The sequence below is a fragment of the Sphingomonas sp. NPDC079357 genome, assembly GCF_044901155.1.
In the GTDB taxonomy this organism is placed as follows: Bacteria; Pseudomonadota; Alphaproteobacteria; order Sphingomonadales; family Sphingomonadaceae; genus Sphingomonas.
The window spans coordinates 427479-453239 of record NZ_JBJDOM010000002.1 but is presented as its reverse complement, the minus strand read 5'-3'; the positions used below and the strand labels follow the sequence as shown (position 1 = coordinate 453239).

At 67.0% G+C, this 25761-nt stretch carries 25 protein-coding genes; 13 read left to right on the top strand and 12 right to left on the bottom strand.

Translation table 11 applies throughout. The annotated features are described in order from the left end of the window. Positions 1 to 10: 10 nt before the first annotated feature. A complete protein-coding gene (locus ACI2JO_RS11095) occupies positions 11 to 1621 on the bottom strand; it encodes a phosphoenolpyruvate carboxykinase (protein ID WP_404720747.1) in 1611 nt (536 codons plus the stop codon). A gap of 168 nt (positions 1622 to 1789) precedes the next feature. Between ACI2JO_RS11095 and ACI2JO_RS11090 the strand changes: the two genes are divergently transcribed. Genes ACI2JO_RS11090 through ACI2JO_RS11060 form a run of 7 tightly spaced genes read left to right on the top strand, consistent with a single transcriptional unit; the run spans position 1790 to position 6870 of the window. Continuing rightward, complete coding sequence (locus ACI2JO_RS11090) at positions 1790 to 2494, top strand: response regulator transcription factor (protein WP_404720746.1); 705 nt, start codon at positions 1790 to 1792, stop codon at positions 2492 to 2494. Beyond that, complete coding sequence (locus ACI2JO_RS11085; protein WP_404720745.1) at positions 2463 to 4028, top strand: stimulus-sensing domain-containing protein; 1566 nt, start codon at positions 2463 to 2465, stop codon at positions 4026 to 4028. The genes ACI2JO_RS11090 and ACI2JO_RS11085 overlap by 32 nt, the downstream gene beginning before the upstream one ends. Then, positions 4025 to 4456: an HPr kinase/phosphorylase gene (locus ACI2JO_RS11080; RefSeq protein WP_404720744.1), complete on the top strand. Its 432-nt coding sequence runs from the start codon at positions 4025 to 4027 to the stop codon at positions 4454 to 4456. The genes ACI2JO_RS11085 and ACI2JO_RS11080 overlap by 4 nt, the downstream gene beginning before the upstream one ends. Beyond that, positions 4453 to 5349 carry an RNase adapter RapZ gene (rapZ, locus tag ACI2JO_RS11075; RefSeq protein ID WP_404720743.1) on the top strand — a complete coding sequence of 299 codons (897 nt, stop codon included), beginning with the start codon at positions 4453 to 4455 and terminating at the stop codon, positions 5347 to 5349. Before ACI2JO_RS11080 ends, rapZ begins: the two co-directional genes overlap by 4 nt. A 29-nt stretch (positions 5350 to 5378) precedes the next feature. Beyond that, complete coding sequence (locus ACI2JO_RS11070) at positions 5379 to 5786, top strand: PTS sugar transporter subunit IIA (RefSeq protein WP_028965961.1); 408 nt, start codon at positions 5379 to 5381, stop codon at positions 5784 to 5786. Then, a complete protein-coding gene (locus tag ACI2JO_RS11065) occupies positions 5783 to 6052 on the top strand; it encodes an HPr family phosphocarrier protein (RefSeq protein WP_404720742.1) in 270 nt (89 codons plus the stop codon). The genes ACI2JO_RS11070 and ACI2JO_RS11065 overlap by 4 nt, the downstream gene beginning before the upstream one ends. A 20-nt stretch (positions 6053 to 6072) precedes the next feature. Further along, positions 6073 to 6870, top strand: a complete 798-nt coding sequence (locus ACI2JO_RS11060; protein WP_404720741.1) for a TrmH family RNA methyltransferase — start codon at positions 6073 to 6075, stop codon at positions 6868 to 6870. Between the two features lie 88 nt (positions 6871 to 6958). On the opposite strand, the gene ACI2JO_RS11055 is transcribed toward ACI2JO_RS11060, so the two are convergent. Together ACI2JO_RS11055 and ACI2JO_RS11050 are read right to left on the bottom strand one after the other, a co-directional pair. Continuing rightward, positions 6959 to 8335, bottom strand: a complete 1377-nt coding sequence (locus ACI2JO_RS11055) for a GMC oxidoreductase (RefSeq protein ID WP_404720740.1) — start codon at positions 8333 to 8335, stop codon at positions 6959 to 6961. Between the two features lie 65 nt (positions 8336 to 8400). Further along, entirely contained in the window at positions 8401 to 8982 is a 582-nt protein-coding gene (locus tag ACI2JO_RS11050) for a gluconate 2-dehydrogenase subunit 3 family protein (RefSeq protein ID WP_404720739.1), read from the bottom strand. Between the two features lie 222 nt (positions 8983 to 9204). On the opposite strand from ACI2JO_RS11050, the gene ACI2JO_RS11045 reads away from it, so the two are divergent. Then, complete coding sequence (locus tag ACI2JO_RS11045) at positions 9205 to 9402, top strand: hypothetical protein (RefSeq protein ID WP_404720738.1); 198 nt, start codon at positions 9205 to 9207, stop codon at positions 9400 to 9402. A gap of 12 nt (positions 9403 to 9414) precedes the next feature. Here ACI2JO_RS11045 and ACI2JO_RS11040 read toward each other — a convergent pair whose 3' ends face one another. Continuing rightward, positions 9415 to 10188 carry an SDR family oxidoreductase gene (locus ACI2JO_RS11040; RefSeq protein WP_404720737.1) on the bottom strand — a complete coding sequence of 258 codons (774 nt, stop codon included), beginning with the start codon at positions 10186 to 10188 and terminating at the stop codon, positions 9415 to 9417. A gap of 217 nt (positions 10189 to 10405) precedes the next feature. On the opposite strand from ACI2JO_RS11040, the gene ACI2JO_RS11035 reads away from it, so the two are divergent. Together ACI2JO_RS11035 and ACI2JO_RS11030 are read left to right on the top strand one after the other, a co-directional pair. Then, the gene (locus ACI2JO_RS11035) at positions 10406 to 12493 is read left to right on the top strand and encodes a PAS domain S-box protein (RefSeq protein WP_404720736.1); all 2088 of its coding nucleotides are present in this window, start codon (positions 10406 to 10408) and stop codon (positions 12491 to 12493) included. 58 nt (positions 12494 to 12551) lie between these two features. After that, positions 12552 to 13490, top strand: coding sequence for a cation diffusion facilitator family transporter (locus ACI2JO_RS11030; RefSeq protein ID WP_404720735.1), 939 nt, complete (start codon positions 12552 to 12554; stop codon positions 13488 to 13490). Between the two features lie 7 nt (positions 13491 to 13497). On the opposite strand, the gene ACI2JO_RS11025 is transcribed toward ACI2JO_RS11030, so the two are convergent. The 6 genes from ACI2JO_RS11025 to ACI2JO_RS11000 all read right to left on the bottom strand — a co-directional run bounded on the left by ACI2JO_RS11025 (position 13498) and on the right by ACI2JO_RS11000 (position 20145). Next, positions 13498 to 14154 carry a DsbA family protein gene (locus ACI2JO_RS11025; protein ID WP_404720734.1) on the bottom strand — a complete coding sequence of 219 codons (657 nt, stop codon included), beginning with the start codon at positions 14152 to 14154 and terminating at the stop codon, positions 13498 to 13500. Further along, positions 14151 to 15008: an amidohydrolase family protein gene (locus ACI2JO_RS11020; RefSeq protein ID WP_404720733.1), complete on the bottom strand. Its 858-nt coding sequence runs from the start codon at positions 15006 to 15008 to the stop codon at positions 14151 to 14153. The genes ACI2JO_RS11025 and ACI2JO_RS11020 overlap by 4 nt, the downstream gene beginning before the upstream one ends. Positions 15009 to 15021: 13 nt before the next feature. Further along, entirely contained in the window at positions 15022 to 15840 is an 819-nt protein-coding gene (locus tag ACI2JO_RS11015; protein ID WP_404720732.1) for an IclR family transcriptional regulator, read from the bottom strand. 5 nt (positions 15841 to 15845) lie between these two features. Further along, the gene (fucP, locus tag ACI2JO_RS11010) at positions 15846 to 17150 is read right to left on the bottom strand and encodes an L-fucose:H+ symporter permease (RefSeq protein WP_404720731.1); all 1305 of its coding nucleotides are present in this window, start codon (positions 17148 to 17150) and stop codon (positions 15846 to 15848) included. A gap of 45 nt (positions 17151 to 17195) precedes the next feature. After that, a complete protein-coding gene (locus ACI2JO_RS11005) occupies positions 17196 to 18206 on the bottom strand; it encodes a zinc-binding alcohol dehydrogenase family protein (protein ID WP_404720730.1) in 1011 nt (336 codons plus the stop codon). A gap of 127 nt (positions 18207 to 18333) precedes the next feature. Beyond that, positions 18334 to 20145 (bottom strand): DUF885 domain-containing protein, encoded by a 1812-nt coding sequence (locus ACI2JO_RS11000; protein WP_404720729.1) that lies wholly within the window; start codon positions 20143 to 20145, stop codon positions 18334 to 18336. Between the two features lie 143 nt (positions 20146 to 20288). Here ACI2JO_RS11000 and ACI2JO_RS10995 point away from each other — a divergent pair, with 143 nt between their 5' ends. Continuing rightward, positions 20289 to 22070 carry a cation:proton antiporter gene (locus tag ACI2JO_RS10995; protein WP_404720728.1) on the top strand — a complete coding sequence of 594 codons (1782 nt, stop codon included), beginning with the start codon at positions 20289 to 20291 and terminating at the stop codon, positions 22068 to 22070. Between the two features lie 48 nt (positions 22071 to 22118). Beyond that, positions 22119 to 23270 (top strand): glycosyltransferase family 4 protein, encoded by a 1152-nt coding sequence (locus ACI2JO_RS10990; RefSeq protein ID WP_404720727.1) that lies wholly within the window; start codon positions 22119 to 22121, stop codon positions 23268 to 23270. A gap of 84 nt (positions 23271 to 23354) precedes the next feature. On the opposite strand, the gene ACI2JO_RS10985 is transcribed toward ACI2JO_RS10990, so the two are convergent. Further along, a complete protein-coding gene (locus ACI2JO_RS10985; RefSeq protein WP_404720726.1) occupies positions 23355 to 23645 on the bottom strand; it encodes a DUF2218 domain-containing protein in 291 nt (96 codons plus the stop codon). After that, positions 23642 to 24265 (bottom strand): PadR family transcriptional regulator, encoded by a 624-nt coding sequence (locus tag ACI2JO_RS10980; protein ID WP_404720725.1) that lies wholly within the window; start codon positions 24263 to 24265, stop codon positions 23642 to 23644. The genes ACI2JO_RS10985 and ACI2JO_RS10980 overlap by 4 nt, the downstream gene beginning before the upstream one ends. A gap of 126 nt (positions 24266 to 24391) precedes the next feature. Here ACI2JO_RS10980 and ACI2JO_RS10975 point away from each other — a divergent pair, with 126 nt between their 5' ends. Continuing rightward, positions 24392 to 25720: a replication-associated recombination protein A gene (locus ACI2JO_RS10975; protein WP_404720724.1), complete on the top strand. Its 1329-nt coding sequence runs from the start codon at positions 24392 to 24394 to the stop codon at positions 25718 to 25720. Positions 25721 to 25761: the final 41 nt, after the last annotated feature.

Below are 25761 nucleotides of genomic sequence, written 5' to 3'. Positions count from 1 at the left end.
CGAAAGTTGTTCAGGCGTCGGCCTTGACCGCCTTCGGTGCAGCCTCACGGACGCCCTGGTCGACGTGCTCCGCGAATTGCGCGAAATTGTCGTTGAACAGGTCGACCAGCTTCGCCGCGGTCTCGTCATATTCAGCCTTGTCGGCCCATGTCCCGCGCGGATCGAGGATCGCGCTGTCGACGCCGGGAACCGCGACCGGCACCTTGAACCCGAAATTGGGATCGGTGCGGAACTCGGCGTCGTTGAGGCTGCCGTCGAGCGCGGCATTGAGCAGCGCACGGGTCGCCTTGATCGGCATCCGGTGCCCGGTGCCGTACTTGCCGCCGGTCCAGCCGGTGTTGACCAGCCAGCAATCGACCCCGCCGCGCGCGATCCGCTCCTTGAGCAGGTTGCCGTAAACCGACGGGTGGCGCGGCATGAACGGCGCGCCGAAGCAGGTCGAGAAGGTCGCGTCGGGCTCGGTGACGCCAATCTCGGTGCCCGCGACGCGCGCGGTATAGCCCGAGAGGAAGTGGTACATCGCCTGATCCGGGGTCAGCTTCGCGATCGGGGGCAGGATGCCATAGGCGTCCGCGGTCAGCATCACGATACTGCGCGGGGTGCCGCCCATATTCTCCTTCGACGCATTCGGGATGAAGTCGATCGGATAGGCGCCGCGGCTGTTCTCGGCGAGGCTGTTGTCGTCCAGGTCGAGCTGGCGCGTCACCTCGTCCATCACGACGTTCTCGAGCACGGTGCCGAAACGCTTGGTGGTGGCGAAGATCTCCGGTTCGGCGTCGGCCGACAGGCGGATCATCTTGGCATAGCAGCCGCCCTCGAAATTGAAGACCGCGTCGTCGGACCAGCCATGTTCGTCGTCGCCGATCAGCGTGCGCTTGGGATCGGCGGACAGCGTGGTCTTGCCGGTGCCCGACAGGCCGAAGAACACCGCGGTGCGCCCGTCCGCGCCCATGTTCGCCGAACAGTGCATCGGCATCACCCCGGTCGGCGGGAGCAGATAGTTGAGGATGCCGAACACCGACTTCTTCATCTCGCCGGCATAGCGCGTGCCGCCGATCAGGATCAGCTTCTCGGTCATGTTGACCGCGATCACCGTCTCGCTGCGGCAACCGTGGCGCGCGGGATCGGCGCGGAAGCTCGGCAAGTCGATGATCGTGTAATCGGGGACGAAGCCCTTGAGGTCCTTCTCCTCGGGGCGGACCAGCATCGTGCGGATGAACAAATTGTGCCACGCCAGTTCGTTGATGACCCGCACACGCACGCGGTGCGACGGCTGCGAGCCGCCGTACAGATCCTGCACGAACAGGTCGCTCTTCGCGCCGAGCGCGGTGAGGAAGTCGGCCTTGAGCGCCGCGAAATGCGCCGGGTCCATCGCCTTGTTCGACTTGCCCCACCAGACGGTCGATTCGGTCTCGGCATCGCGGACGATGAATTTGTCCTGCGCCGAGCGGCCGGTGTGCGCGCCGGTCTCCACCACCAGCGGACCGTCGGCGGAGAGCTTGCCCTCGCTGCGCGCGACGGCGGCCTCGGTCAGGCGCGCGGTGACGAGGTTCCAGTGCAGCGTGGCGCGGGTTTCGATGCCCTGCGTCTCCAGCCCGGCGTCGGGAATGCGATGGCTCAAAGGTCCGTCCTCCAATGGGCGCCTCGACGGGCGCGTTCGATGGCGCCGAAATACGCCGGACGGCGACCGGCGTCAAACGTGTTAAACACATATCGGAGGCGTGTCGTTCTTGTTGAGCGACGCGGCGCTTTGCCTTACCCCTGCCGGTGTGAAGCACGGGACCAATCCATGACCGCCACGATCGCGCTGGTCGATGACGATCGCAACATCCTGACCTCGGTGTCGATCGCGCTGCAGGCAGAGGGGTTCATGACCCGGCTGTATTCGGACGGTGAGGCGGCGTTGAAGGCGCTGACCGAGAATCCGCCCGACCTGGCGATCTTCGACATCAAGATGCCGAAGATGGACGGGCTGGAGCTGCTGCGCCGGCTACGCGAGAAGAGCCGGCTGCCGGTGATCTTCCTCACCAGCAAGGACGACGAGCTCGACGAGGCGCTGGGCCTTGCGATGGGCGCGGACGATTATATCGCCAAGCCGTTCAGCCAGCGGCTGCTGATCGCACGCATCCGCGCGATCCTGCGCCGCACCGAGCCGGCGCAGGCGGGCGCGGAGGGCGAGTCCGAGACGCAAGGGCCGATCGAACGCGGGCGGCTGGTGATGGACCCGGCGCGACACCGCGTGACGTGGGACGGCAATCCCGTCACGCTGACCGTCACCGAATTCCTGATCCTGGAAACGCTGGCGCAGCGCCCCGGCATCGTGAAGACCCGCAACCAGTTGATGGACGCGGCCTATCAAGACGACATCTACGTCGACGACCGCACGATCGACAGCCACATCAAGCGCGTGCGCCGCAAGTTCCGCGAAGCCGATCCCGCCTTCGACTCGATCGAGACGCTGTATGGCGCCGGCTACCGCTTTTCGGAGGAGTGACGCCGCCGAACAGGCGCGCGCGTGGTCGGGCAAGGTCTCGCTCACGCCGCGCATCCTGGCGGTCAACGTCCTCGCGCTGCTGCTGCTGGCGGGCGGGTTCTTCTATCTCGAATCGTTCCGGAGCCGTATTCTCGACCAGCGTTCGACACAGGCGGCGCGCGAGGTGCGGTTGATGGCGGAGGCGCTGGCGCCGATCGCGCCGGACATGCGCGACGCGACGATCACGCGGCTCGCGCAGGAAACGGGGACGCGCGTGCGGCTGTACGATCGCGGCGGCGCCCTGCTCGCTGACAGCCGCGCGCTGGGCGTCGGCAATTTCCGGCTCGACGATCCGGACAACGATCCGCTGGCGCGGCGCAGCGCGCGCTGGCTGGATGCAGCGATCGACCGGATCGTGCGCGCGCCGCTCGCACCCGGCTATCGCGAGCGCGGTGACGGGCGGCGTTGGCCGGATGTGCGCGCGGTATTCACCGGCGCGGCAAGCGCGCAGACCTTGTGGCGCGCGCCGGACCGGACCCCGGTGATCACCGCCGCCGCCCCGCTGGGGGGTAATATGGCATTGCTGACGGCTGTGAATGCGCGCGACGTGACCGAGCGGGTCCGCGCCGAGCGCTACCGGCTGAGCGTGGTGGTGCTGGTGGCGAGCGCGATCTCGATCGGGCTGTCGCTGTTCCTGGCAAGGACGATCGTGGTGCCGCTGCGCTCGCTGGCGCGCGCCGCGGTACGGGTGCGGCTGGGTCGCGCGCGCGAGGTGACGGTGCCCCGCCTGCCCGAACGGCGCGACGAGATCGGAATGCTGGCGCGCGCGCTATCCGACATGACGCTGGCGCTGCGCGCACGGATCGACGCGACCGAGGCGTTCGCGGCCGACGTGACGCATGAGCTGAAGAACCCCCTCGCCTCGTTGCGCTCCGCCACCGACGCGCTCAGTCGCGTCGAACAACCGGAGCTGCGCGCCAAGCTACTTTCAATCGTCAACGACGATGTTCACCGGCTCGACCGGTTGATCAGCGACATTTCCGAGGCCTCGCGGCTCGACGCGCAATTGAGCCGCGCGACCTTCGACCCGGTCGATGTCGCGGCGATGCTGGCGGCGATGGTCGCCGAGCGTGAGGCGCGCGGGCCGGCGCATGACGTGCGCGTGCGCTTCGATCCGCTCGACGACGAACTGATCGTGGCGGGCGAAGGTGCACGGCTGGAGCGGGTCTTCGCCAATCTGATCGACAACGCCATCTCGTTTTCGCCCGAGGGCGGCACGGTGACGATCGCGGCACGACGCGACCGGTCGATGCTGGAGGTGTGGGTCGAGGACGAGGGCCCCGGCGTCCCCGAGGAAGCGCGCGAGGCGATCTTCCGCCGCTTCCATTCTGTCCGCCCGGCGGAAGAGACGTTCGGGCAGCATTCCGGGCTGGGGCTGGCGATCGCGCGAACGATCGTCGAGGCGCATCAAGGCGAGATCGGCGTCGAATCGCGCGAGGATCGGCTGAGCGGCGCGCGCTTCGTGGTCCGCCTGCCGCTGGCGGCGCGCGCATGAGCGCGACCGTCCATGCGACCTGCGTCGCAATCGGCGCGCGCGGTGTGCTGCTGACCGGCCCCTCGGGCGCGGGCAAAAGCGATCTGGCGATGCGACTGATTGATCGCGGCGCCGTTCTGGTCGCCGATGACTACACCCTGTTGGCGCAGGAGGACGGCGTGTTGATCGCGCGGGCGCCTGCCACGATCGCCGGGCGGATGGAGGTGCGCGGGATCGGGATCGTCGCCCGGCCGGCCTGCGCGGCGGTGCCGGTCGCGCTATCGGTGGTGCTCGCCAGTGAGGACGAGCGGATGCCCGAGCCGCGCGCGATCGTCCTCGACGGCGTTACCGTGCCCGAGGTCGTGATCGATCCGCGCTGGCCCTCCGCACCGATCAAGGTCGAATGGGCACTGGCCGAACAACCGCCCGTCAGAGAGGCCGAGCGATGAACGAAGTGCTGCTGGTGACCGGAATGGCCGGGGCGGGCGTCTCGACGGTGTTGAAGACGCTGGAGGATCTCGGCTGGGAAACGATCGACAACGTGCCGCTGTCGCTGTTGCCGCGCGTCGTCGCGCCCCCTGCCGATCCCGACGAGGCCCCTCGCCCGCTGGCGATCGGCTTCGGCACGCGCACGCGCAACTTCGACGCCGACACCGCGCTGCGGCGGTTCGAGGAACTGCGCCAGCGCGGTGATAACGTCGGGATGCTGTTCCTCGACTGTTCGGGCGAGGAACTGACGCGGCGCTTCGCCGAGACGCGTCGTCGCCATCCGCTCGCCGATGATCGCCCCGCGGTCGAGGGCATCCAGCGTGAGCGACGCCTGCTGGCGCCGCTGCGTGAGCGCGCCAACCGGCTGATCGACACGACGACGTTCAAGGCCAATACGTTGGCGCAACAGGTGCGCGAAATGTTCACGCGCGACGCCGGGGTCGGGACGACGCTGACGATCGAATCGTTCGGCTTCGCGCGGGGCATCCCGGCGGGGGTCGATATGGTGTTCGACATGCGCTTCCTGCGAAATCCGCATTGGGACCCGACGCTGCGTCCCCATACGGGACAGGACCCGGCAGTGGCGGCCTATATCGCCGCCGATCCGGCATATGAGGAAGCTGTGGGGAAGATCGAGGACCTGCTATTGCTGCTGCTGCCGCGTTATCGTGCGGAGGGAAAACCTTACGTCACGGTGGCGTTCGGCTGTACCGGGGGCAAACATCGCTCGGTCCATGTCGCCGAGCGCGTCGCTGGACGGTTGCGCGACGCGGGATTATGCCCCACGATCGTGCATCGGGACCTTGCGGCGGCCCCGCAGGATGCGCTCGAGGGACGCCCACAGGCTCAATGAACGGATTGTCGAAGAAAATGTCGGGGCCAGTGATCGGTTTGGTGCTCGTCACCCACGGGCGGCTCGCCGATGAGTTCGTGGTCGCGATGGAGCATGTCGTCGGGCCGCAGCGGCAGGTGCGCACCGTCGCGATCGGGCCGGAAGACGATATGGAGGCGCGCCGCGCCGACATCGCCGCCGCGATCGCCGAGGTCGATGAGGGACGCGGCGTGATCGTCCTGACCGACCTGTTCGGGGGCACGCCATCCAATCTCGCGATCTCGCTGATGGAGCGCGGGCGGGTCGAGGTGATCGCGGGCATCAACCTGCCGATGCTGATCCGGCTGGAGTCGGCGCGCAAGGCGATGACGGTGGTCGCGGCGGTGGCCGCCGCACGCGAGGCGGGGCGCAAATATATCTCCGTCGCCTCCGAGGTGCTGGGCGAGGCCGCGGCATGACGGTGTCGCGCACGGTCGAAGTCACCAATCGCCGCGGGCTGCACGCGCGCGCCAGCGCCAAGTTCGTGACGCTCGCCAGCGGTCAGCCCGCGCCGGTGAAAGTCGCGAAGGGCGATTCGGAAGTGATCGGGACCTCGATCATGGGGCTGATGATGCTGGGCGCCGCCAAGGGCGATCATATCACCATCTCCGCCGAAGGCGACGACGCCGAGGGCGTGGTCGAGACGATGTGTGCGCTGGTCGAGGGCAAGTTCGGCGAGGACTGATCCTCCGCCGTTTGCTTCTTATGCCCAAGGTCATCACCTCCTTTTCCAACCCGCTGGTCAAGCGCGTGCAGGCGTTGCGCGACAAGCGTCATCGCCGCGAGGAAGGGCTGTTCCTCGCCGAGGGGCTGCGCATCCTCACCGAGGCGCGCGAGACCGGGCGCATCCCGCGCATCCTGTTCTTCGCCGCGGCGAGCGCCGGCCATCCTCTGGTCCGCGCGCTGATCAACGCGGTCGAGGGCGATTATGGCGAGGCGGTCGAAACGACACCCGACATCCTCTCCAAACTGTCGGGCAAGGACAATCCGCAGGCGGTGGTCGGCGTGTTCGACACGTTCGAGACCATGCTCGGCGACCTCGACCGCAGCGCCGCGCCGATCTGGCTGGTCGCGGAACGGCTGCGCGATCCGGGCAATCTCGGCACGATCCTGCGCACCGGCGATGCGGTCGGCGCGGGCGCGCTGATCCTCGTCGACGAATGCGTCGACCCCTTTTCGACCGAGGCAGTGCGCGCGAGCATGGGGGCGCTGTTCACGGTGCCGATCGTGCGCGTGATCTGGCCGGAGTTCCTGACGTGGCTGCGCGAGGGACCGGGGCAATTGGTCGGGCTGAGCCTGCAGACCGAAAACGGCTATCGCGACGCGCCTTATGCCGCGCCGACCTTCCTGCTGACCGGCAACGAGGCACAAGGGTTGCCGGAGGAATATGAGGCCGAGTGCGACCTGCTGGTGAAGATGCCGATGCTGGGTAAGGCGGACAGCCTGAACGCGGCGGTCGCGACGGCGGTAATGGCCTATGAGGTGCTTGCGCGGCACCGTTGACGGGTCCGCGACGGAAAAGCGCCATGGTGTCTTCTGTGCTGGTGCCGAAGGTCGCGCTACGTCTCGCCTGGCGCAGCGCGACCTGCGCTTAGATAATGCCTTCCTTCATCTGCTTGACCGCATGATCCGCCGCGCGCGCGGTCATCGCCATGAAGGTCAGAGACGGGTTCACGCATGACACCGACGCCATCTGCGCGCCGTCGGTGACGAACAGGTTGGCCGCATCATGCGCTTGATTCCAGCCGTTGAGCACCGACGTATTCGGATCGCGCCCCATGCGGGCGCCGCCCATCTCGTGGATTGCCTCGCCCGGAACGTGCTTGCCGCGACCACCCGTGACGTTGGTCAGCCCGGCGCGGCGCAGCATCAGCTGCCCCTGCTCCAGCGCATCGTCCATCATCTTGATCTCGTTGTCGCGGAACGTCACGTCGAAGCGGAGCAGCGGCGTGCCGAAGCGATCGGTCTTGTTGAAGTTCAGCATGACGCGATTATCGTCGTACGGCAGGCATTCGCCGAACGCGCCCATCGAGAAGCGCCACGGGCCATATTCGCGCATCCCGTGCTTCATGTCGGCACCGAAGCCGTCGACCATCGCCGGCTGGCGGAACGCCTGTCCCTGATAGCCATAGCCGCGCTTGAACGGCAGCGCCTCCGTCGTGAGATTGCGGAAGCGCGGGACATAAACCCCGCCCGGCCGCCGGCCATATTCGATCAGGTCGGTCATGCCGGGGATCTCGCCCTGCACGCCGACGCGGAAGATGTGGTCCATCACCTGACTGCCCAGCGCGCCGTTCGAATGGAACCAGCTCCGCTCGCTATCCTTCGGACGCGAGTTGAGCAGCACGTGCGCGTTGATGAGCTTGCGGCCGGGGAATTCGCCTTCCAGCCGTCCCTTCAGCCATTTCTCCGCGACGTTCATCGGGAACGGCGGCATGAACTCGCTGTCGGGCAGATAGTCGAGGTTCTCCTTGCCCCCGGATACGCCGATGTACTTCTCGACATAGCTGTACCACGGCGCGACATCCTCATAGCGGATCGGCCAGTCGACGCCGACGCCTTCACGCTTGTTCGCCTCATAGTCGGTCGGCGCCCAGCGGAAGCTCCACCGTCCCCAGGTCAGCGACTTGCCACCGACCACCGATGGGCGCACCCAATTGAACTTGTTGGGCGCATCGTAATCGTAGGGGTTGAGGCGGTCGTTGATGAAGAACGGCTGCGTCGCGGGCGACACCCAGCCGTTGAGCGCGAAATAGTCGCGCTTCGCGAGCGCGGCGGGCATTCGGTCGCGCGCGGGGGTTTCGTAGACGGACTTGCCGTCGAACGGATAATCCTCGCCATGCTCGACCATCCGGCCGCGATCGACCATCAGGACGCGCAGCCCCTTTTCGGTAAGCTCCTTCGCCGCCCAGCCGCCGCTGATGCCGGAGCCGATGACGATTGCGTCAAAACGATCTGTAGCTGCCATGATCTTGTATGCCCGCCATAAGGAGGTTCGGGGAAAGCGTGGCGCGCCGGACGCCACCGCCGACGTCAGGAGGAGAAGATGCGCTTGACCTTCGCATAGGGATAAGCGCCGTCATATTCGCCGGGCACCGGCAGATATTCGCGCTCCTGCGTGATCCCGACCTCCGAGGTGTAATAGCCAGTCAGCACCAATTGCTTGAACGCCGGGAAGAACGCCGTGGCCCCCGGCAGCTTGTCGTTCATCGCCAGCGTCAAAAGCGCATCCTGCTGCGCCGCCGTCGCCTTCACCGCCGGCACCCGATAGTCCGCCATGCTGCGCGCGTCGACAGCGGCAAGTCCGCCGAGGATCGTGGCGCGCTCGTCGTCGATCGCCCAATCACCAAGCATGTGCTCGATATAGGCCGGCACCCCCGCGGTGATCGCGCCCGGCGTGTCGGTGGTCGGGATCACCCGCTCGCTGAGCGCCGCAACCAGCGCGCGCTGCGCGGCGGTGAAGACCGGAGCCGGCGGGCCGGTGTTGATGACGGGGTTTGGCTGATAGGCGACCGCACGCGCGAGCGGAGCGAACGCGCTCGCCCCGAACGCCGCCACCATCGCCGCGAGCGTTTCGCGCCGACCGATCATCGCGACGCCCCGCGCCCGCGACATGCGTGAGCCTGGCTCATACCCTCTCCCCAACCCGCTACTTTCGTTGAGAGAGTTATGCCGGCCCCAGCCGCGCAGTCAATGCGCCGAAGGTCTGAGGCAGATCAGCATTGTTAACCTTATTTCAGCAAGCATTTGTCATTGACGAGCTACACCCGGCTCGTTCGCGAACGTTACATGCCGTAGCGCCGGTCGAGATCCGATCCGGCACGGAGGAGGTTGTTGATGACGACGCGCGGGCTTTCGGTATGGTTCGGACTGGGCTCCTGCCTGCTAGCCCTTCTCGTCGCCGTCGAGCGGCCACACTGGTTCGGCCTGTCGTCGAGCGCCACGGCAGCGGTTCCGACGCAGGCGGCGGCGACCGCCACCGACCCTCGCACCGCGCCGTGGCTGATCAAACATCACACCGATCGTACGCGCTGACACGCCATGCGGTCACTCGGCGCCGGCGGCACGTTGCTGCGCGGCGCGCTCGGTAAGCGTCTTGAGCGTTTCATCGAAACGACCTTCGCGCTCCGCCTGACGAAGGAACTGGACCTCGTCGACGAGGATCTCGCGCGGGGTCGGCTGCTGCAGGAACTGCGCAGCTACCGCATCGGCGAAAGCCTCTAGCGGCATATAGCCCGGCCGATGCGCCTGCCCCGGCGTCAGGTCGGTCTGCACGCCGGGTGGCGCGAGCTCGATCACCTCGACCTTGCCCGCCAGTTGGGCGCGAAGCGACACGGTGTAGGAGTGGATGGCCGCCTTGCTCGCCGAATAGGTCGGGGCGGCAACCAGCGGTACGAAGGCGAGGCCGGAGGTCACGGTGACGATCGCGGCATCGCTTTGCGTAACGAGGTGCCCGGTCAGCGCGTTGGTCAGCCGGATCGGGCCGAGGATGTTGATCTCCACCGTCGCCTCGGCATCCGCCAGATCACGATACGCGGTCAGATCCTCGTACTTCATGATTCCGGCGTTGTTGAACAGCACATTGAGTGCCGGGAAGTCGGCGACGACTTGCCGGGCGAACGCCTCGACCCCGGCAGCATCCTCGACATCCAGTGTTCGGACATGGATGCGCTCGCGCCCCGCCGCCGCCCTCTGAAGCGCATCGCGGCGTCGCCCGGCAATGATGACGGTGTCGCCGCGGTCGTGGAAGCGGTGCGCCAGCGCCTCGCCGATACCGCTGCCGCCGCCCGTCATCAGGATCGTATTGCCACTCGTCTTCATCGCTGCTCGCTCCGCCTGTGCCGGTACGTGGAACGCCTCCGGATCGGGCAATCTAACGTGATGATCATCTGGTGAGTTGCGATGCCGCGCGCGGTTTGTCGTCTCCGCCGCTCCGTCTGCCGAGCCCAACCATCCAGCGTAGCGGCGGTCGACCTTCCTCGACGCGGATCATCAAGCTAGGTGGCTCGTTATCCGCCCGCCTTTACTATCGGATTTCATGACCGACCTAACTTCGCCCGCTCCCGACGATCTGCCGAAAGCGCTTGGCTTCCTGGCCGGCGGCGGCGCGGCGACGCGGCTGATCCTGGCGCGCGACTGGCGCGATCATCCGCTTGGCCCGCCGGAGGGCTGGCCATCGTCCTTCAAGACCGCACTCAGCCTTCTGCTCAACTCGCCCGAATCGATGATCCTGTGCTGGGACGCCGAGGAACTGTTTTTCTTCTTCAACGAAACCTACTTCCCGCTGCTCGGGCCACGGCTCGAGTGGGCGATGGGCACGCCGATGCGCGACGTATGGGCGGACGCGTGGGAGCAGGCCCGGCCGATCATCGAGGATGCGTTCGCGGGGAACAGCCGGCGCTTCGTCGACCTACCGTGGAGGCTCGCCACCGATCGCGGTGCGGCCGATACGTGGTGGAGCTTTTCCTATTCACGCGTCCTCGACGATCACGGCGCGAAGACCGGGCTGTTCATCTTCACCAACGAAACGACGCAGCGCGTGCTGGCGGATCGCGCGCTTACCGAAAGCCGCGCCGAACTGGTGCGGCTCAACGCCGATCTGGCACAACAGGTCGCGGTGCGCACCGCCGAGCGCGATCGCATGTGGAATGCCTCGCCTGACCTGATGGTGGTGGTGGGAGCGGACGGACGCTACCTGTCCGTGAATCCGGCGTGGAAGCAAATCCTCGGCTATGATGCCGAGCAATTGATCGGGATCGACGCACTGTCGCTGGTCCATCCCGACGACCTGCCCGCCGCCGTCGAGGCGCTTGCCGCTGCGCAGGGTGGCACCATGCCGACGTTTGAGACGCGCTTTCGTCATCGCGACGGCAGCTATCGCTGGCTGCAATGGGTGGCGGCGCCCGGCGCGACGGAGGTTTTTGCAATCGGTCGGCACATTACCGACGCGAAGGAAGCGGCGGAGCAGCTCAAGCGGACCACCGAACAGCTCAGTCAGGCGCAGAAGATGGAGGCGATCGGCCAGCTGACCGGCGGAGTCGCCCATGATTTCAACAATCTGCTGACCATCATTCGCGGCTCGGTCGAGCTTCTTCGCCGGCCTGACCTGCCGCCGGCGAAGCGCGATCGCTATGTCGAGGCGATCAGCGAGACCGCCGGCCGCGCCGCCAAACTGACCGGACAGTTGCTTGCCTTCGCACGTCGGCAGGCGCTGACTCCCGAATTGCTCGATATCGGCCACGCGGTTGGTGATATCGCCGAGATGGTGCAGACGCTGATCGGAGCCCGCGTCGCGTTGCATGTCGAGGCGCCGGCCGATCCGTGCCTTGCCGAAGTCGATCGCAGCCAGTTCGAAACCGCATTGGTAAATCTCGCGATCAATGCGCGCGACGCGATGGAAGGCCAGGGCAAATTGCGCCTCGCAGTGTCGCCCGTGGCCGAGATCCCGTCGCTGCGCGGTCATCACGGGGTCAGCGGCGACTTCCTGTCTGTGACGGTGACGGACGACGGTGCCGGTATCTCCCCCGAGGCGCTTCCGCACATCTTCGAGCCGTTCTTCACCACGAAGGGCGTCGGCAAGGGCACCGGCCTCGGACTCAGCCAGGTGATCGGCTTCGCCAAGCAATCCGGCGGCGACATCAGCGTCGTCAGCGAGCACGGGCTGGGCACCAGCTTTACGCTCTACCTGCCCCGCGTCGCGGAAGGCCGGGCGCTGCCGCAGCCGGAAGACGAGGAGCACGGCCCCGCCGACGGCCACGGTGCCAACGTGCTGCTGATCGAGGACAATGAGGAGGTTGGTCGATTTGCCACCACCGCGCTGAACGAACTCGGTTATGGCAGCATGTTGGCGACCAATGCCCATGATGCGCTGGCAATGCTGGAAACCGATGCCTCGCGCTTCGACGTGGTCTTCTCCGACGTGGTGATGCCGGGAATGAACGGGGTCGAATGCGCGACGCGCATCCGCAGGGATCACCCAGGGCTGCCGATCGTGCTCACCAGCGGCTATGCGCATGTGCTCGCCGAGAACTGGCAGCACGGGTTCGAGCTGCTCCACAAGCCATATTCCATCGAGCAACTGTCGCGCGTCCTTCGCCGCGCGGTGGCGCGTAGCGCACGGTGGTGACGGGATTGAGGAACCTGCGAGGTTCCGTCGCGTCTCGCTTCGCAGTGAAGGAGACGGCGTGAGCGAAACGGGCAAAAAAGGCTGGCGCGACAATATCGTGCTGTTCGGTGCGCTGGCTGCGAACCTGGGCATAGCGGTGGCCAAGTTCATCGCGGCCGCGATTACCGGATCATCGTCGATGCTGACCGAGGGCGTTCACTCGGTGGTCGACAGCGGCAATCAGGTGCTGCTGCTCTACGGGCAGCGCCGCGCGCGCCGCCCTGCCGATGCCGCGCATCCGTTCGGCTACGGGCGAGAGCTGTATTTCTGGGCGTTTGTCGTCGCGATCCTGATCTTCGCGATCGGCGCGGGCGTATCGATCTACGAAGGCTATCTGCACGTTATCGAGCCGGAGCCGCTCGTCGATCCGCTGGTCAATTACATCGTGCTCGGCATCGCAACGCTGATGGAAGGCGCGTCATGGACGATCGCGATGCGCGAGTTCAATCAGACGCGCGGCGAAACGGGCTGGTGGCAGGCGATCCACGATTCGAAGGATCCGGCCGGGTTCATGGTCCTGTTCGAGGACAGCGCGGCGCTGATCGGGCTGCTGGTGGCGGCGATCGGTGTGTGGTGCAGCCATTATTTCAACGATCCGCGACTGGACGGCGTTGCCTCGATCGTGATCGGCGTGCTGCTCGCGGCGGTGGCGGTGTTGCTGGCGCGCGAGGCGAAGGGGTTGCTGATCGGCGAGCGTGCCGACCCGGCGGTGATCGCCCATGCGCGCGCGATCGTCGCCGCGCACCCGGAGATCGTCGCGGTCAACCACGTCCGCACCGTCCACACCGCGCCCGACATCGTCTTCGCCGCGATCAGCGCCGATTTCGACGATCACCTGTCGATGGGTGCGGCCGAGGCACTGATCGAGACGATCGAAACCGAGTTGCGGACCGCATTGCCGCAGCTCAAATCGATCTACATCCGGCCCGAGAAAAGCGCGGATGCGGTGACGTTCTGACCATCGCTCAGGCGGCGCTTCGCGCCGCGGCGAACAAGCGCGCGAACGCAGCAGCATCGATCACGCCGACCGCGAGCAGCGATCCCGCGAGGTAGCCCGGCGTTCCCGGCAGCGCGATGGAGGCCGCTTCCGCCGCGTGCCGACGAAGCTGCCCGTCGATGCGTTCGCCCTCCGTCGTCAGGTCTGCCAGAAGGCGTGGCCAATCGCCACCGGACGCTTCGACGGCGGCGCGCAACTGTGCGGTGTCGAGTGCGCCGGGGGTGGTCATCAGCCGACGGTGCACCTTGGGATAGATGCCCTGCGTGGCGCTGGCGAGCGCGACGCGCGCCGCCTGTACCGAGGCGTCGCCGAAGATCGGCCAGTCCTTGTACAGCAGGCGCACGTCGCCGTCTTTTGCGACCGCCTCGGTCAATGCCGGAAAACCGTGGCGGCAGGCCGGGCAGCGATAATCGCTGAACACTGCCAGCCGCAGCGATGCATCCGCCCGGCCGATCGCGGGGGCTTCCGGATCGTCGAGGATCGCCGCCACTGCCCCTGAGGCCTGCACGTCGCGCCCGACCGGCGCGCTTCGGGAGAGCACGCGACCCAGCGCCCATCCCGCGCCGCCCGCCATGCCGAGCGTCAACAGCGCGCGACGGCCCAGACGCCGGGCAGGATCGGTCACGGCGATGCTGCCGCCTCCGTCGCCAGCTTGTAGAAGGCGCGCGCATGCCCGCCGAAGATACCGTCGGCCGCCGCAGGACAGTGCCGCGCGACATAGGCGGCGATCACGTCATGCACCGCGCCATAGTCGGCCGCGAGCAGGCAGACCGGCCAGTCCGATCCCCACATCAGCCGCTCCGGTCCGAACAACGCGAAGACATGATCGAGATAGCGGTCGAGATCGTCCGCGGTCCAGTGCGCATGATCCGCCTCCGTGACCAGACCCGACACCTTGCACATCAGCCCCTCACAGGCGGCAGCAGCTTTCAGCCGCTCCGCCCACGGCTGCCATCCCCCGCCCGCGATCGCTGGCTTGGCGGCATGGTCGAGCACGAAGCGCCCTTCCCCGACCCGGTCGAGGAACGCCGGCACCGTCGCGAGTTGCCGATGGTCGACGAGCAGGTCGTAGCTCAACCCCTGCTTGGCCAGCGCGCGCACTCCACGGACGAACGCGTCGCCAAGCAGGAAATCGGCGTCGGGCTCGTCCTGCACGACGTGGCGGTAGCCGACCAGCAACGGCGTGGCCTCGACCGCCATTCTCTCGGCGACGTCGCCGGCGCGCAGGTCGATCCAGCCGACCACCCCGCAAATCGCTGTACAATGTGTCGCCGCATCGAGCAGCATCCGCGTTTCGCCTGACACCTGCCGCGCCTGTACCGCGATTGCACCTGCTATTTTGCGCGTCGCCAGCGCACCGGCGAGCGCATCGGTGTCATAATCGCGCGCGATCGCGCTGTCGGGATCGATCCAGCCGAACGTCGCCGGATCGTAGCGCCACAGGTGGTGATGCGCGTCGATGCGCGGCGTTCGGGTCATGTTATCGTCCTCGTCAGTCCGCCGGATGATGCCCCAAAGTCAGCGAGATGCGCGCCGCCGCCGCCTGCAGCAGCCCCGCGACAGCATCCAGCTTCACCCGTTGCGATCCGTCAATCATCTCGAGATAGGGCACGGTCAGCGCCCCCACGATCTCGCCACTGAACGCGAATACCGGATAACTGACGTCCGTCACCCCCTGCGTCACGGGGCTCTGTCGCAGGTCAAAGCCCTGTCTTCGCACAATTTTCAGCCGGTCCTCCAGCCAGTCCATGTCGACGGGCTGCGCCTGCGCCTCGGCGGCCAGCGCAACGATCCGCTTGACGCGCTGCGGCGAGGAGAATGCGAGCAGCACCTGCCCCGAACAGCTGCGGATCATGTCGATCGCCGCGCCGAGCCGCAGCGAAAAGCCCCGCATTCCCGGGTTTTCCTCGCGCGCGATCACCAGGCCACAGGCGCCGTTGGGCACGACGAAATGGCAGGATTGCTCGGTCTCGACGGCGAGTTGCTGCATCTCAGGAGTCGCCGCACGCGTCAGATTCTGCGCGGGCGTCGCACGATAGGCGAGGTCGAGGATCTTGTACGACACCGTATAGCGATCGTTGACCGGTGAGCGGTGCAGATAACCGATCTGTTCCATGACGACGACGATCCTGAACAACTCGCCAACCGAACGGCCGAGCGCCGACGCCATGTCGGTGACCAGCGCCCCCTGCGGATATGCAGAGAGGAGATCGAGGATCTCGAACGCTTTTTCCAGCGCAGGCGCGGCATAGGTGGTCTGCTTTGGCTTGGCCGCACCGTCCGCATCGGCCTGCACGCGCGCGCGGGTCATCGGCGTCAGGCTTGCGTGCGCGCGCGGACGGCGTAGGTCAGCACCACCAGGAAACACGCCGCCGGCACCAGCATGGCCGCTGCGATCCCGGCCTGATCCGAGACGAAGCCGATCACCCCGGTCAGCACCGCGCCGCCGATGATCGCCATGATGATGAGCGACGAACCGAGCCGGCGCAGCGGACCGAGCGTCTCAACGCCGAGCGCGAAGATCGTGGGGAACTGGATCGACATGAAGAAGCTGGTGGCCACCAGCGCGTAGAGCCCGATCGGTCCCCCGACCAGCGCCGCGACCCCCGCCAGCCCGGCCGAGACCAGCGCGAAGATCGCGAGCAAGCGCGATGGCGCGATCCATGTCATCAGGGTCGTGCCGACGAACCGACCGCTTGCGAAAAGCAACAGCGAGACGAACAGCATGTCCGCCCCCTGCCGCTCGTTCCAGCCGAGCGCGCCCTGCGCATAGCGGATCGTGTAGCTCCAAAGCCCGACCTGCGCGCCGACGTAGAAGAATTGCGCGATCACCGCACCGATCAGCCGCGGGTGCCGCAACAGGTCGGCAAAACGCTGCGTCCGTGCCTCCTCAGGTACGTCGCGCGCCGCCGTGTTGCGGGGGAAGGCCGTGAGCGCGGCGGCACCGGCGAACAGCAGCACGATGGCGGCGATCGCCAGATACGGAGTCGCGACCGCCTGCACCTCGTTGCGGTAAAAGGCCGCGCGCGCGGCGGCGTTCATGCCGGCGAGCGTCGCCTCGTCATGCTCGATCCCCGAGAGGATGAAGTTGCGTCCGATCAGGATGCCGGTGATCGCGCCGAACGGATTGGCGGCCTGCGCCCAGTTGAGCCGTCGCGTCGCGGTCGCGGGATCGCCGAGCTCGGTCATCAGCGGATTGGCGGAGGTTTCGAGGAACGCCAGCCCGGCGGCGATTACGAACAGGGCAAACAGGAAGAGTTGATAGGCACTGACTGCCGCCGCCGGATAGAACAGCAGCGCGCCCAGACCATAGAGCAGCAGGCCGGTAATGATCGCCGTTTTGTACCCGAAACGCCGCAGCACGATCGACGCCGGGATCGCGAAAACGAAATATCCGAGGTAGAATACCTGCTGCACGAAGCTGGTGCCGAAATCCGAGAGCGTGAATGCCTTCTTGAACTGCGCGATCAGGATGTCGTTGAGGTTGTTCGCCATCCCCCACAGGAAGAACAGCGAGGTAGTGATGACGAGCGCCGGCACCCAGCGCCGCGCGCCGCCCGGCTCGTGCATTCGGTCCGCGCGGGGATGATCCTCCAGCGGAGGGGAGCCGTGCCACGCCATTATCGTCATCCTCTTGCCGCTGGGTCGGGTCGTCGCGCCCGCTTGTCAGAATGTCACGATCGCCTTCAGAACATGGTCCGCCGCGGCGATCAACTGCGGCATCCGCGCGGGGAGATCGTCGGCGTCGACGCTGTGGGTATGGAGTGCGTCGGTCGGAATGACGCCGCTACGGATTGCGGCGAGCACGCGCGCGAAGTCGCTCGACAGCGCATTACGGCTGGCGATCAGCGTCGTCTCGCGCCGGTGAAACTCGGGATCGGCGAAGACCAGGTCATCGGGTACGACGCTGACGAGCACGTAACTTCCACCGTGAGCGACATAATCGAGCCCGGCACGCATTGCATGGATGTTGCCGGTGGCGTCGAACACACAGTCGAAGAAGTCGCCGTCGGTGCGTGCCGCCAGTCCGTCGCGAATATCATCATCGACCATCAAAACGTCGGGGAACCCCAGCCGGTCGCGTGCATGGTCGAGCCGCGCGGCACGCGTGTCGATGATCGTCACCCTCGCGCCATCCAATCGCGCGAACAGCGAAACCGCAATTCCGATCGGCCCTGCTCCGGCGACCAGTATGCGGTCGCCGGGAGAGAGCTTCGCGCGCGCCACCGCATGAGCGCCGATCGCGAGAAATTCGACCATCGCCGCCTGTTCGAGCGTAAGGTCATCGGCCGGTATCACCGCGCGCTCGGGCACCGCGATGACGTCCTGCATCCCCCCATCGGTGTGGACGCCGAGCACTGCAATTCGCGCGCAGCAATTGGGCTTGCCCTTGCGACAGGCCACGCAGACTCCGCACGCGAGGTACGGGTTGATCGTCACCCGCTGTCCGAAGTGCAACAGCGAGCCGTCCGGCACCGCTACAATTTCACCGGCCAGTTCGTGCCCCATCACGCGCGGATAGGAGAGGAAGGGCTGATTGCCCGCGAAGATATGATAGTCGGTGCCGCACAGTCCGACGCGCCGCATCCGTATCAGTACCGCACCCGGTGCCGCGAGCGGCGGATCGCGCTCGACGCGTTCGAGCGCAAATGGCTCGCGGCACACAATCGCGCGCATGGCTAACGTCCTCTACCTCAGTCACTTTCATATATGAGACCTTGTTCACAGACAGGCAACAGGAAGATCGCGAGGCAGCCGGTCTCATACGTGGGCGCCGCGTGACGCAGTCGACTGATGCTGTGCACTATGCCATCCGCTCGCGAACCACCTGCTCCAGCACGGTCAGCGGCATTGCACCCAGCGTCAGCACGCGGTGGAATTCCTTTGGATCCCACTTGCTTCCCGCCTCGCGCTTCGCCTCGTCGCGCAGCCGCGTCCAGACGGTGTGACCGATCTTGTAGCTGCACGCCTGCCCCGGCCAGACGGTGTAACGGTCGATCTCGCCCTGGCTGCGTCCGCGCGCGATCCCGGTCGTGGCGATCAGGTAATCGGTTGCTTTCTCACGGCTCCAGCGCTTCGCGTGCATGCCGGAGTCGACGACCAGCCGCGTCGCGCGGAACAGCAGGGATTGCAGATAGCCGACCTGCCCGAGCGGATCGCCGTCATACATCCCCATCTCGTCGGCGAGCTGCTCCGAATAGAGCGCCCAGCCCTCCGAATAGCCCGAGTAGAAGCCGCGTCGCCGGATCAGCGGAATGTCCTGGCTTTCCAGCGCCGACATCACCTGCAGATGATGCCCCGGCACCCCCTCGTGATAGCTGAGTGTAGCCAGCCCGAATTTGGGACGGTCGAACGTATCCCGCAGGTTAATGAAGTAGATCGCCGGCCGCGACCCGTCGAGCGACGCCGACTGATAATAGCCGCCCGGCGCGCCCGCCTGGATCGCCTCGGGGACGCGCCGCACCTCGACCGGCGCGCGCGGCAGGATCGCGAATTGCTCGGGCAGCCGCTTCGTCATCGCCGCGACCTGCGCGCGGAGCTGCTCGAGCAGCGCCTCGCGGCCCGGGTCGGTGTTGGGATACAGCTGATCCGGGCCCTTGTTGAGCGCGACTAGCCGCTCGCCGACCGTGCCCTGCGCCATGCCCTGCTTGCGCAGGATGCCGTCGATGCGCGCGCCGATCTCCGCGACCTGCGCCAGCCCCAGCCGGTGGATCTCGTCGCCGGTCATGTCGGTGGTGGTCGCCGCGCTCGCCGCCGCGGCGTAATAGGCCTGGCCATCGGGAAGCCGCCAGACGCCGGCGTCATGCACCGCGCGCCCGCGCAATTCAGTGACCAGCGCGCGCTGACGGTCGAGCGCGGGGAAGACGCGCTCGGTCATCAGCTTCGTCACCGCCGCGGCGCGATCGGCGGGCAGGTTCGCGGCCTTCAGCTTGGCCGCGATGTCGGTCGCGGGCCCGGTCGCATCGGCGGCCTTGTCGCGCACCGCCGCGAGTTGCTTGAGCGTCGTGTCGAGAATGTAGTCGGGCGCGAACACCCCCTTGCCCGCGTCCCCCCGCTGGCGCTCGGTCTCGGCGTCGATCACCGGACCCCAAGCGGCGACGCGCGCGACATAGGCATCGGCGTCGGCGGCGTCCCGCACGCGATGCTGATTGGCGAGGAAGTCGGGCACGTCGCGATACGCGCCGGTCAATTGTGTCAGTACATAGGGCGCATATCGGCCTGCGCTCGCACCATAGTCATACCGCTCGCCCGCCAGCATTCGGTCGAGGCTGTAGGCGACGATGTCATAATCAAGCCGCGCCGCATCGCCGAGTGCGTCGCGCGGAATCGCCCTGAGCGCCGCGCGTTCGGCGCGCGCACGGGCGAAGTCGCGCAACTCCCCGGCGCGGCTCGCGTCCGACAGCCGCGACTTGAGCGGTGCGCGTGCACCCGTGTCTAGCCCCAGCGAGGTCGCCTGCTCCGGGCTCTCATCGAGCCGCGCATAGAAAAAGCGGTCGAGCAGCGCACGCAGATCGGCATCGCGCGCGCCGGTCTTCGCGGCGGCGGCAGCCGCGCGCGGCAGGGCGGCGAGCGCAGCGGTGGCGCTGGCGGAGGCGAGGAACTGGCGACGACGCATGCGAACTCCCGATCTGGTTATGACAGCCAGACTGACGTTTGCACCCGGCTTTGTCGAGCGGGGGCAGTCACTTGAGTGGCAATCCGCATTTTTCGGGTCACGAAGGGCGACAAAGCAGCACGCGCCTGCGTACAGTCGCGATTATGGCGATCGGACTGCATAACGAAGGTTTCTCGGACGCATTGGTGGTGCTCGGCGCCGCCGGTCTGGTGATTCCGGCGTTTGCCCGATTCCGGATCAGCCCGGTGATCGGCTTCATTCTCGTCGGTGCGCTGGTCGGCCCTGCGGGGCTCGGCGCGCTGGTACCGCGTGCGCCGTGGCTTTATTATTTCACGATCTCCGATCCGGAATCGATCGAGCCGTTCGCCGAGTTCGGGATCGTGCTGCTGCTGTTCTCGATCGGGCTGGAACTGTCGTTCCGGCGATTATGGGCGATGCGGCAACTGGTGTTTGGCACCGGGCCGGCGGCATTGGTGGGCTGCGCGGTGCTGGTCGGGGTGGCGCTGCATCTGCTGGGGCAAAGCTGGGGCGGATCGGCGGGGCTCGGCCTCGCGCTCGCCCTGTCATCGACGGCGCTAGTGCTGCCGCTGGTCGGCACCACCAGCCCGGTCGGGCGCGGCGCTTTCGCGATCCTGCTGTTTCAAGACCTCGCGCTCGTCCCGATCATCTTCGCACTGGGCGCGATGGCGCCGACTGCCAGCGACGAAGGCTGGGTCGGGATTGCCGGGGTCGCGCTGCGTGGCGGGTTGACCGTGGTGGCGATGTATCTCGGCGGGCGGCTGGTGCTGCCCCGCCTCTTCGCGCAGGCGGCGCGCACCAAGAGCCCCGAACTGTTTCTCGCCGCCTCGCTGCTGGTCGTGATCGTCGCCAGCGTCGCGACCACCGCCGCGGGTCTGTCGCCGATCGTCGGCGCGCTGCTCGCCGGGCTGCTGATCGCCGAGACCGAATACCACACCGAGGTTGAGGTAATGACCGCGCCGTTCAAGGGTCTTGCGCTCGGCGTGTTCCTCATCACGGTGGGCATGAGCCTCGACCTTGGCGCGATCGCGCGCAACTGGATGCCGTTGCTAGCGGCGGTGCTCGGCGTCGTTGCGGTCAAGGCGGTGGTCACCTATCTGCTGCTGCGCGTTGCCAACGCGCGGCCGGGCATCGCCGCCGAGACGGGCATGCTGATGGGCAGCCCGTCGGAGACGACGCTGATCGTGCTCGCTACCGCTGCACAGGCGCAGCTCATCACCGCCGCCACCGCCAGCTTCTGGCAGACCGTCACGGCGATCGGGCTAACGATCACCCCATTGCTCGCGCTGCTCGGCCGCGTGATCGCGCGGCGCATCGAGAAGCGCGATGGCGCGCGGCCCGACACGCTCGACCAGATCGACGGGACTCGGGCGGTGGTCTTCGGCTTCGGCCGTGTCGGACGGATGGTGGCCGACATGCTGGCGCGCCACGACCAGCGCTATGTCGCGGTCGAGGCGGACATCGACGCAGTGACGCAGGCGCGTGCGGGTGGATATCCGATCATCTTCGGCGATGTCGCACGGGCGGAATTGCTAGACCGGCTCGATCTCGGCAATGCGCGCGCGCTGATCCTGACCATGGACGATCCGGTGCTGACGGTGCGGCTGACCAAAAGGCTGCGGGCCACCTTTCCCGATCTGCCGATCATCGCGCGCGCGCGCGACACGGCGCATGCCGCCGAACTCTACAAGGCCGGGGTGACCGACGCGGTCCCCGAGACGCTCGAAAGCTCGCTTCAATTGTCCGAGGCAGTGTTGGTCGATCTCGGCGTGGCGATGGGGCCAGTTATCGCCTCGATCCACGACAAGCGCGAGGAATTGCGCGAGACGATCCGCCGCACCGCGAAGCTGGAGCGACAGCCGCGCATTCGGCGCATCCGGCGCAGCGATGAAATCCGCCCCGCTTGAGCCCGCACGGTCGCGATTTTGCCGCACATCGCGGCTAGCGGGCGGAGTATGAACCCGTCCGACCTGCGCGTCGCCTTCTTCAGCGGCAATTACAACTATGTTCGCGACGGTGCGAACCAGGCGCAGAATCTGCTGGTCGGCTACCTTCTCGATCAGGGCGTGCAGGTGCGCGTCTATTCGCCGACCACTCCGACCCCGGCGTTCGAGGCGCGCGGCACCGTGGTCGACGTGCCCGCGATCCCGATGCCGGGCGGGCGCGGCGAGTATAAGCTTGGCCGCGGGCTTCCGGCGCAGCCGCGCCGCGATCTGGAGGCGTTCGACCCGCATTTGGTACACGTGTCCGCACCCGAGTTCCTCGGCCACGCCGCCGTCACTTGGGCGCGGCGGCGCGGCGTGCCGGTGGTCGCGACCGTCCACACCCGCTTCGAGACCTACTTTCAATATTACGGCCTGTCGCTGGTGCAGCCGGTGATCGTCGCGATCCTGCGCCGCTTCTACAATCGCGCCGATCGCGTGCTGGTGCCGACACCGTCGATGGCGGAAGTGATCCGCGACTTCGGGGTGACGACACCGATCTCGCTGTGGGGACGCGGCGTCAATCACCGGCGCTTCCATCCTGCGGCACGCAGCCTCGCATGGCGGCGCTCACTCGGGATCGGCGACGATGAGGTGACGATCGGGTTTCTCGGTCGGCTGGTGCTCGAGAAGGGGCTGGGCGTGTTCGCCAACGTGCTGGCGCGGCTCGACGCCTTGGGTGTCCGCCATCGCGTGCTGGTGGTCGGCAAGGGGCCGGCGCGCGACTGGTTCGCCCAACGCGTGCCACAGGCGGCGTTCGCTGGCTTCCAGAGCGGCGACGATCTCGGCCGCGCGGTTGCGTCGATGGACCTGCTGTTCAACCCCAGCGTCACAGAGACTTGGGGACAGGTGACGTCGGAAGCGATGGCCGCCGGCGTTCCCGTGGTGGCGGCGCGCGCCACCGGTGCGGTCGACCTGCTCCAGGACGGGCGCACCGGCTTCCTCGTGCCGCCGGAGGATCTCGACGGCTATGCCGCGGCGATCGCACGGCTCATCTCGGACCCGGCACTGCGCGCGGAAATGGGTGAAGCCGCACATCGCCGCGCACAGGACTTCCGCTGGGACACCGCCAACGCCGCGGTGCTGCAGGCGTATCAGGAAGTGCTGGCGCTAACACGGAAGTGATTTCTCCCGACCGTTCTTGCTGAGCCTGTCGACGCACGCGCCCATGACAAGCTCAGGACCAGCGGTCGGGAAGCGAGCCTCACATCATACCCCCCGCCAATCGAAGGTCAGCGGCGCCTCGCGAAAGGCGAAACGGTTGAGGTGGCTCGCCACCACCTCCTCCATCCGCGCCACATCGCCGTCCTCGGGCACCACCAGCCGCACGTCGAGCGTCTCGCTGTCCGCGCGCAGTTCGAGCGTCGCGCCGTCCGGGAAGGCGATCGTCGCCTCCTGTTCGGAGAAGCTGACCTCCATCTTGTGGCTCCAGTGCTTGGCAAGCTGCTGGAGATAGCGGCTCGCCGAATGCGTCGGCACGCGCGCCACGCGCACCGTCACTTGAGCCGCTCCACCTTCTGCGCTGCTTCGTCGATCAACGCGGCGATCTCGTGGAGCAGTTCCGGCGAGGCGTCGGCGCGCTTCACGCGATCCATGACCGCGTGGCGAAGGTTGTGCATCGCGCGTCGAACCGGCGCGCCCTCGCCCTCGCCCTGGGCGCGCTGTGCGGCCAGCGCCTCCAGCCGCGCCATCAGCGTCGCAACCGTCTCGGCCTGTTCGTCGAGATGTGCACGCCCGGCGTCGGTGATGGCGAAGCGCTTGCGTGACCCCTCGCTGGCCTGCTCCGCGATCAGTTCCATCTCGTCGAGCAGGGTCAACGTCGGGTAGACCACCCCCGGGCTCGGCGCATAGGCGCCGCCGGTCAGCGTCTCGATCGCCTTGATGAGCTCATAGCCGTGGCGCGGGGTGTCTGCGATCAGCTTGAGCAGCACCAGCCGCAGCTCCGATCCGTCAAACATCCGCCTGCTGCGCCCGCCGCCGCCGCCCCCGCCGCGACGGTGCTCACCGTCGTTTAGCCGCTCGATCCAGTGGAAGAACCGCTCCGCGTCGAAGCCTCCGCCCCCGCCGCGCGGTCCAAAATGATGATGGCGCCCACGGCCACCCTGCGAAAAACCAAACATCCGTTCGACTCCATCCTGTATCATGATGCAGCAAGATATATCTTCATTGCGTTCAAGCAAGAGTGTACAAGATATATTTTAACTTTCCGGCATGACGCAGCCGGCCGCGCACCTTACATGGCTCGCATGGCCGACCTGTTTGCCGGGTTCGATCCCGTCGATCCTCCCAGCCCCGCTGCTTCCGATCCGCACGCCCCGCTTGCAGACCAGTTACGCCCGCGCGCGCTCGCAGACGTGATCGGCCAGCGCCACCTGCTCGGCCCGGAGGCGCCGCTCGCGATGATGATCCGCTCGCGCCGATTGTCGTCGTTCGTGCTGTGGGGGCCGCCAGGCGTCGGCAAGACGACGATCGCGCGACTGATCGCGGCCGAGGCGGGCTATGCCTTCGTACAGCTCTCCGCGGTGTCGACCGGGATCGCCGACCTGCGCCGCACGCTCACCACGGCACGAGACCTGCGCGCGGCCGGAAAGCCTACCGCGCTGTTCATCGACGAGTTGCACCGCTTCTCGCGGCCCGTGCAGGACGCGCTGCTGCCGGCGGTCGAGGATGGGACAATCGTCCTGATCGGCGCGACCACCGAGAACCCGAGCTTCAGCCTTGTCGCCGCGCTGTTGTCGCGCGCCAAGGTCTTCACGCTCGACCGGCTGTCCGCCGCCGACCTCGATACCGTTATCACGCGTGCCGAAACGCAGCAGGGACGGACATTGCCGCTCGACCCCGATGCGCGCACCGCACTGATCGCGATGGCCGATGGCGACGCGCGCTATCTGCTCGGGCTGTGCGAAACGCTGTTCCTGATCGGAGCCGACACGCCGATCGAAACCGCCGCGCTGGCGGCGATCGTCCAGAAGCGCGCCCCGCTCTACGATCGCGGCCAGGAGGAGCATTTCAACCTGCTCAGCTGCTTCCACAAGAGCCTGCGCGGTAGTGACGCCGACGCCGCACTTTACTGGGCTGCGCGGATGGTGCGCGGCGGTGAGGATGCCGGCGTGATCTTCCGTCGCCTGTGCTGCGCCGCGTCCGAGGATGTCGGGATGGCGGACCCGCAGGCGCTGGTGCAGGTGATGACTGCCTGGCAGGCGTTCGAGCGTGTCGGGATGCCCGAGGGCCGCCTGTTTCTGGCGCAGGCGATCAATTACGTCGCGACGGCGCCGAAGTCGAACGCCTCCTATGTCGCGTTCGACCGCGCGAGCGCCGTGGCGCGCGACACCGGCTCGTTGCCGCCGCCAAAACATATCCTCAACGCGCCGACGAAGCTGATGAAGGAGCTCGGCTACCATGAGGGCTATCGCTACGATCACGATTACCCCGATGCCTTTGCGGCGCAGGACTTCTTTCCGGCGGAGATCGGCGACGACCATCGGTTCTACGAGCCGAACGAGCGCGGCTACGAGCGCGAGATCCGCAAGCGGCTCGCCTTCTGGACGACAGCGCGCGAGCGGCGCGGCGATTGAACGAGCTGCGGACCGTTGCGGCAAGATTGCCGGGCCCAAAT

Coding starts and splice junctions, on each gene's coding strand:
- ACI2JO_RS11090 (WP_404720746.1), top strand. CDS start 1,790: ATGACCGCCACGATCGCGCTGGTCGATGACGATCGCAACATCCTGACC.
- ACI2JO_RS11085 (WP_404720745.1), top strand. CDS start 2,463: ATGGCGCCGGCTACCGCTTTTCGGAGGAGTGACGCCGCCGAACAGGCG.
- ACI2JO_RS11080 (WP_404720744.1), top strand. CDS start 4,025: ATGAGCGCGACCGTCCATGCGACCTGCGTCGCAATCGGCGCGCGCGGT.
- rapZ (WP_404720743.1), top strand. CDS start 4,453: ATGAACGAAGTGCTGCTGGTGACCGGAATGGCCGGGGCGGGCGTCTCG.
- ACI2JO_RS11065 (WP_404720742.1), top strand. CDS start 5,783: ATGACGGTGTCGCGCACGGTCGAAGTCACCAATCGCCGCGGGCTGCAC.
- ACI2JO_RS11060 (WP_404720741.1), top strand. CDS start 6,073: ATGCCCAAGGTCATCACCTCCTTTTCCAACCCGCTGGTCAAGCGCGTG.
- ACI2JO_RS11055 (WP_404720740.1), bottom strand. CDS start 8,335: ATGGCAGCTACAGATCGTTTTGACGCAATCGTCATCGGCTCCGGCATC.
- ACI2JO_RS11050 (WP_404720739.1), bottom strand. CDS start 8,982: ATGTCGCGGGCGCGGGGCGTCGCGATGATCGGTCGGCGCGAAACGCTC.
- ACI2JO_RS11045 (WP_404720738.1), top strand. CDS start 9,205: ATGACGACGCGCGGGCTTTCGGTATGGTTCGGACTGGGCTCCTGCCTG.
- ACI2JO_RS11040 (WP_404720737.1), bottom strand. CDS start 10,188: ATGAAGACGAGTGGCAATACGATCCTGATGACGGGCGGCGGCAGCGGT.
- ACI2JO_RS11035 (WP_404720736.1), top strand. CDS start 10,406: ATGACCGACCTAACTTCGCCCGCTCCCGACGATCTGCCGAAAGCGCTT.
- ACI2JO_RS11020 (WP_404720733.1), bottom strand. CDS start 15,008: ATGACCCGAACGCCGCGCATCGACGCGCATCACCACCTGTGGCGCTAC.
- ACI2JO_RS11015 (WP_404720732.1), bottom strand. CDS start 15,840: ATGACCCGCGCGCGCGTGCAGGCCGATGCGGACGGTGCGGCCAAGCCA.
- fucP (WP_404720731.1), bottom strand. CDS start 17,150: ATGGCGTGGCACGGCTCCCCTCCGCTGGAGGATCATCCCCGCGCGGAC.
- ACI2JO_RS11005 (WP_404720730.1), bottom strand. CDS start 18,206: ATGCGCGCGATTGTGTGCCGCGAGCCATTTGCGCTCGAACGCGTCGAG.
- ACI2JO_RS11000 (WP_404720729.1), bottom strand. CDS start 20,145: ATGCGTCGTCGCCAGTTCCTCGCCTCCGCCAGCGCCACCGCTGCGCTC.
- ACI2JO_RS10995 (WP_404720728.1), top strand. CDS start 20,289: ATGGCGATCGGACTGCATAACGAAGGTTTCTCGGACGCATTGGTGGTG.
- ACI2JO_RS10990 (WP_404720727.1), top strand. CDS start 22,119: ATGAACCCGTCCGACCTGCGCGTCGCCTTCTTCAGCGGCAATTACAAC.
- ACI2JO_RS10980 (WP_404720725.1), bottom strand. CDS start 24,265: ATGTTTGGTTTTTCGCAGGGTGGCCGTGGGCGCCATCATCATTTTGGA.
- ACI2JO_RS10975 (WP_404720724.1), top strand. CDS start 24,392: ATGGCCGACCTGTTTGCCGGGTTCGATCCCGTCGATCCTCCCAGCCCC.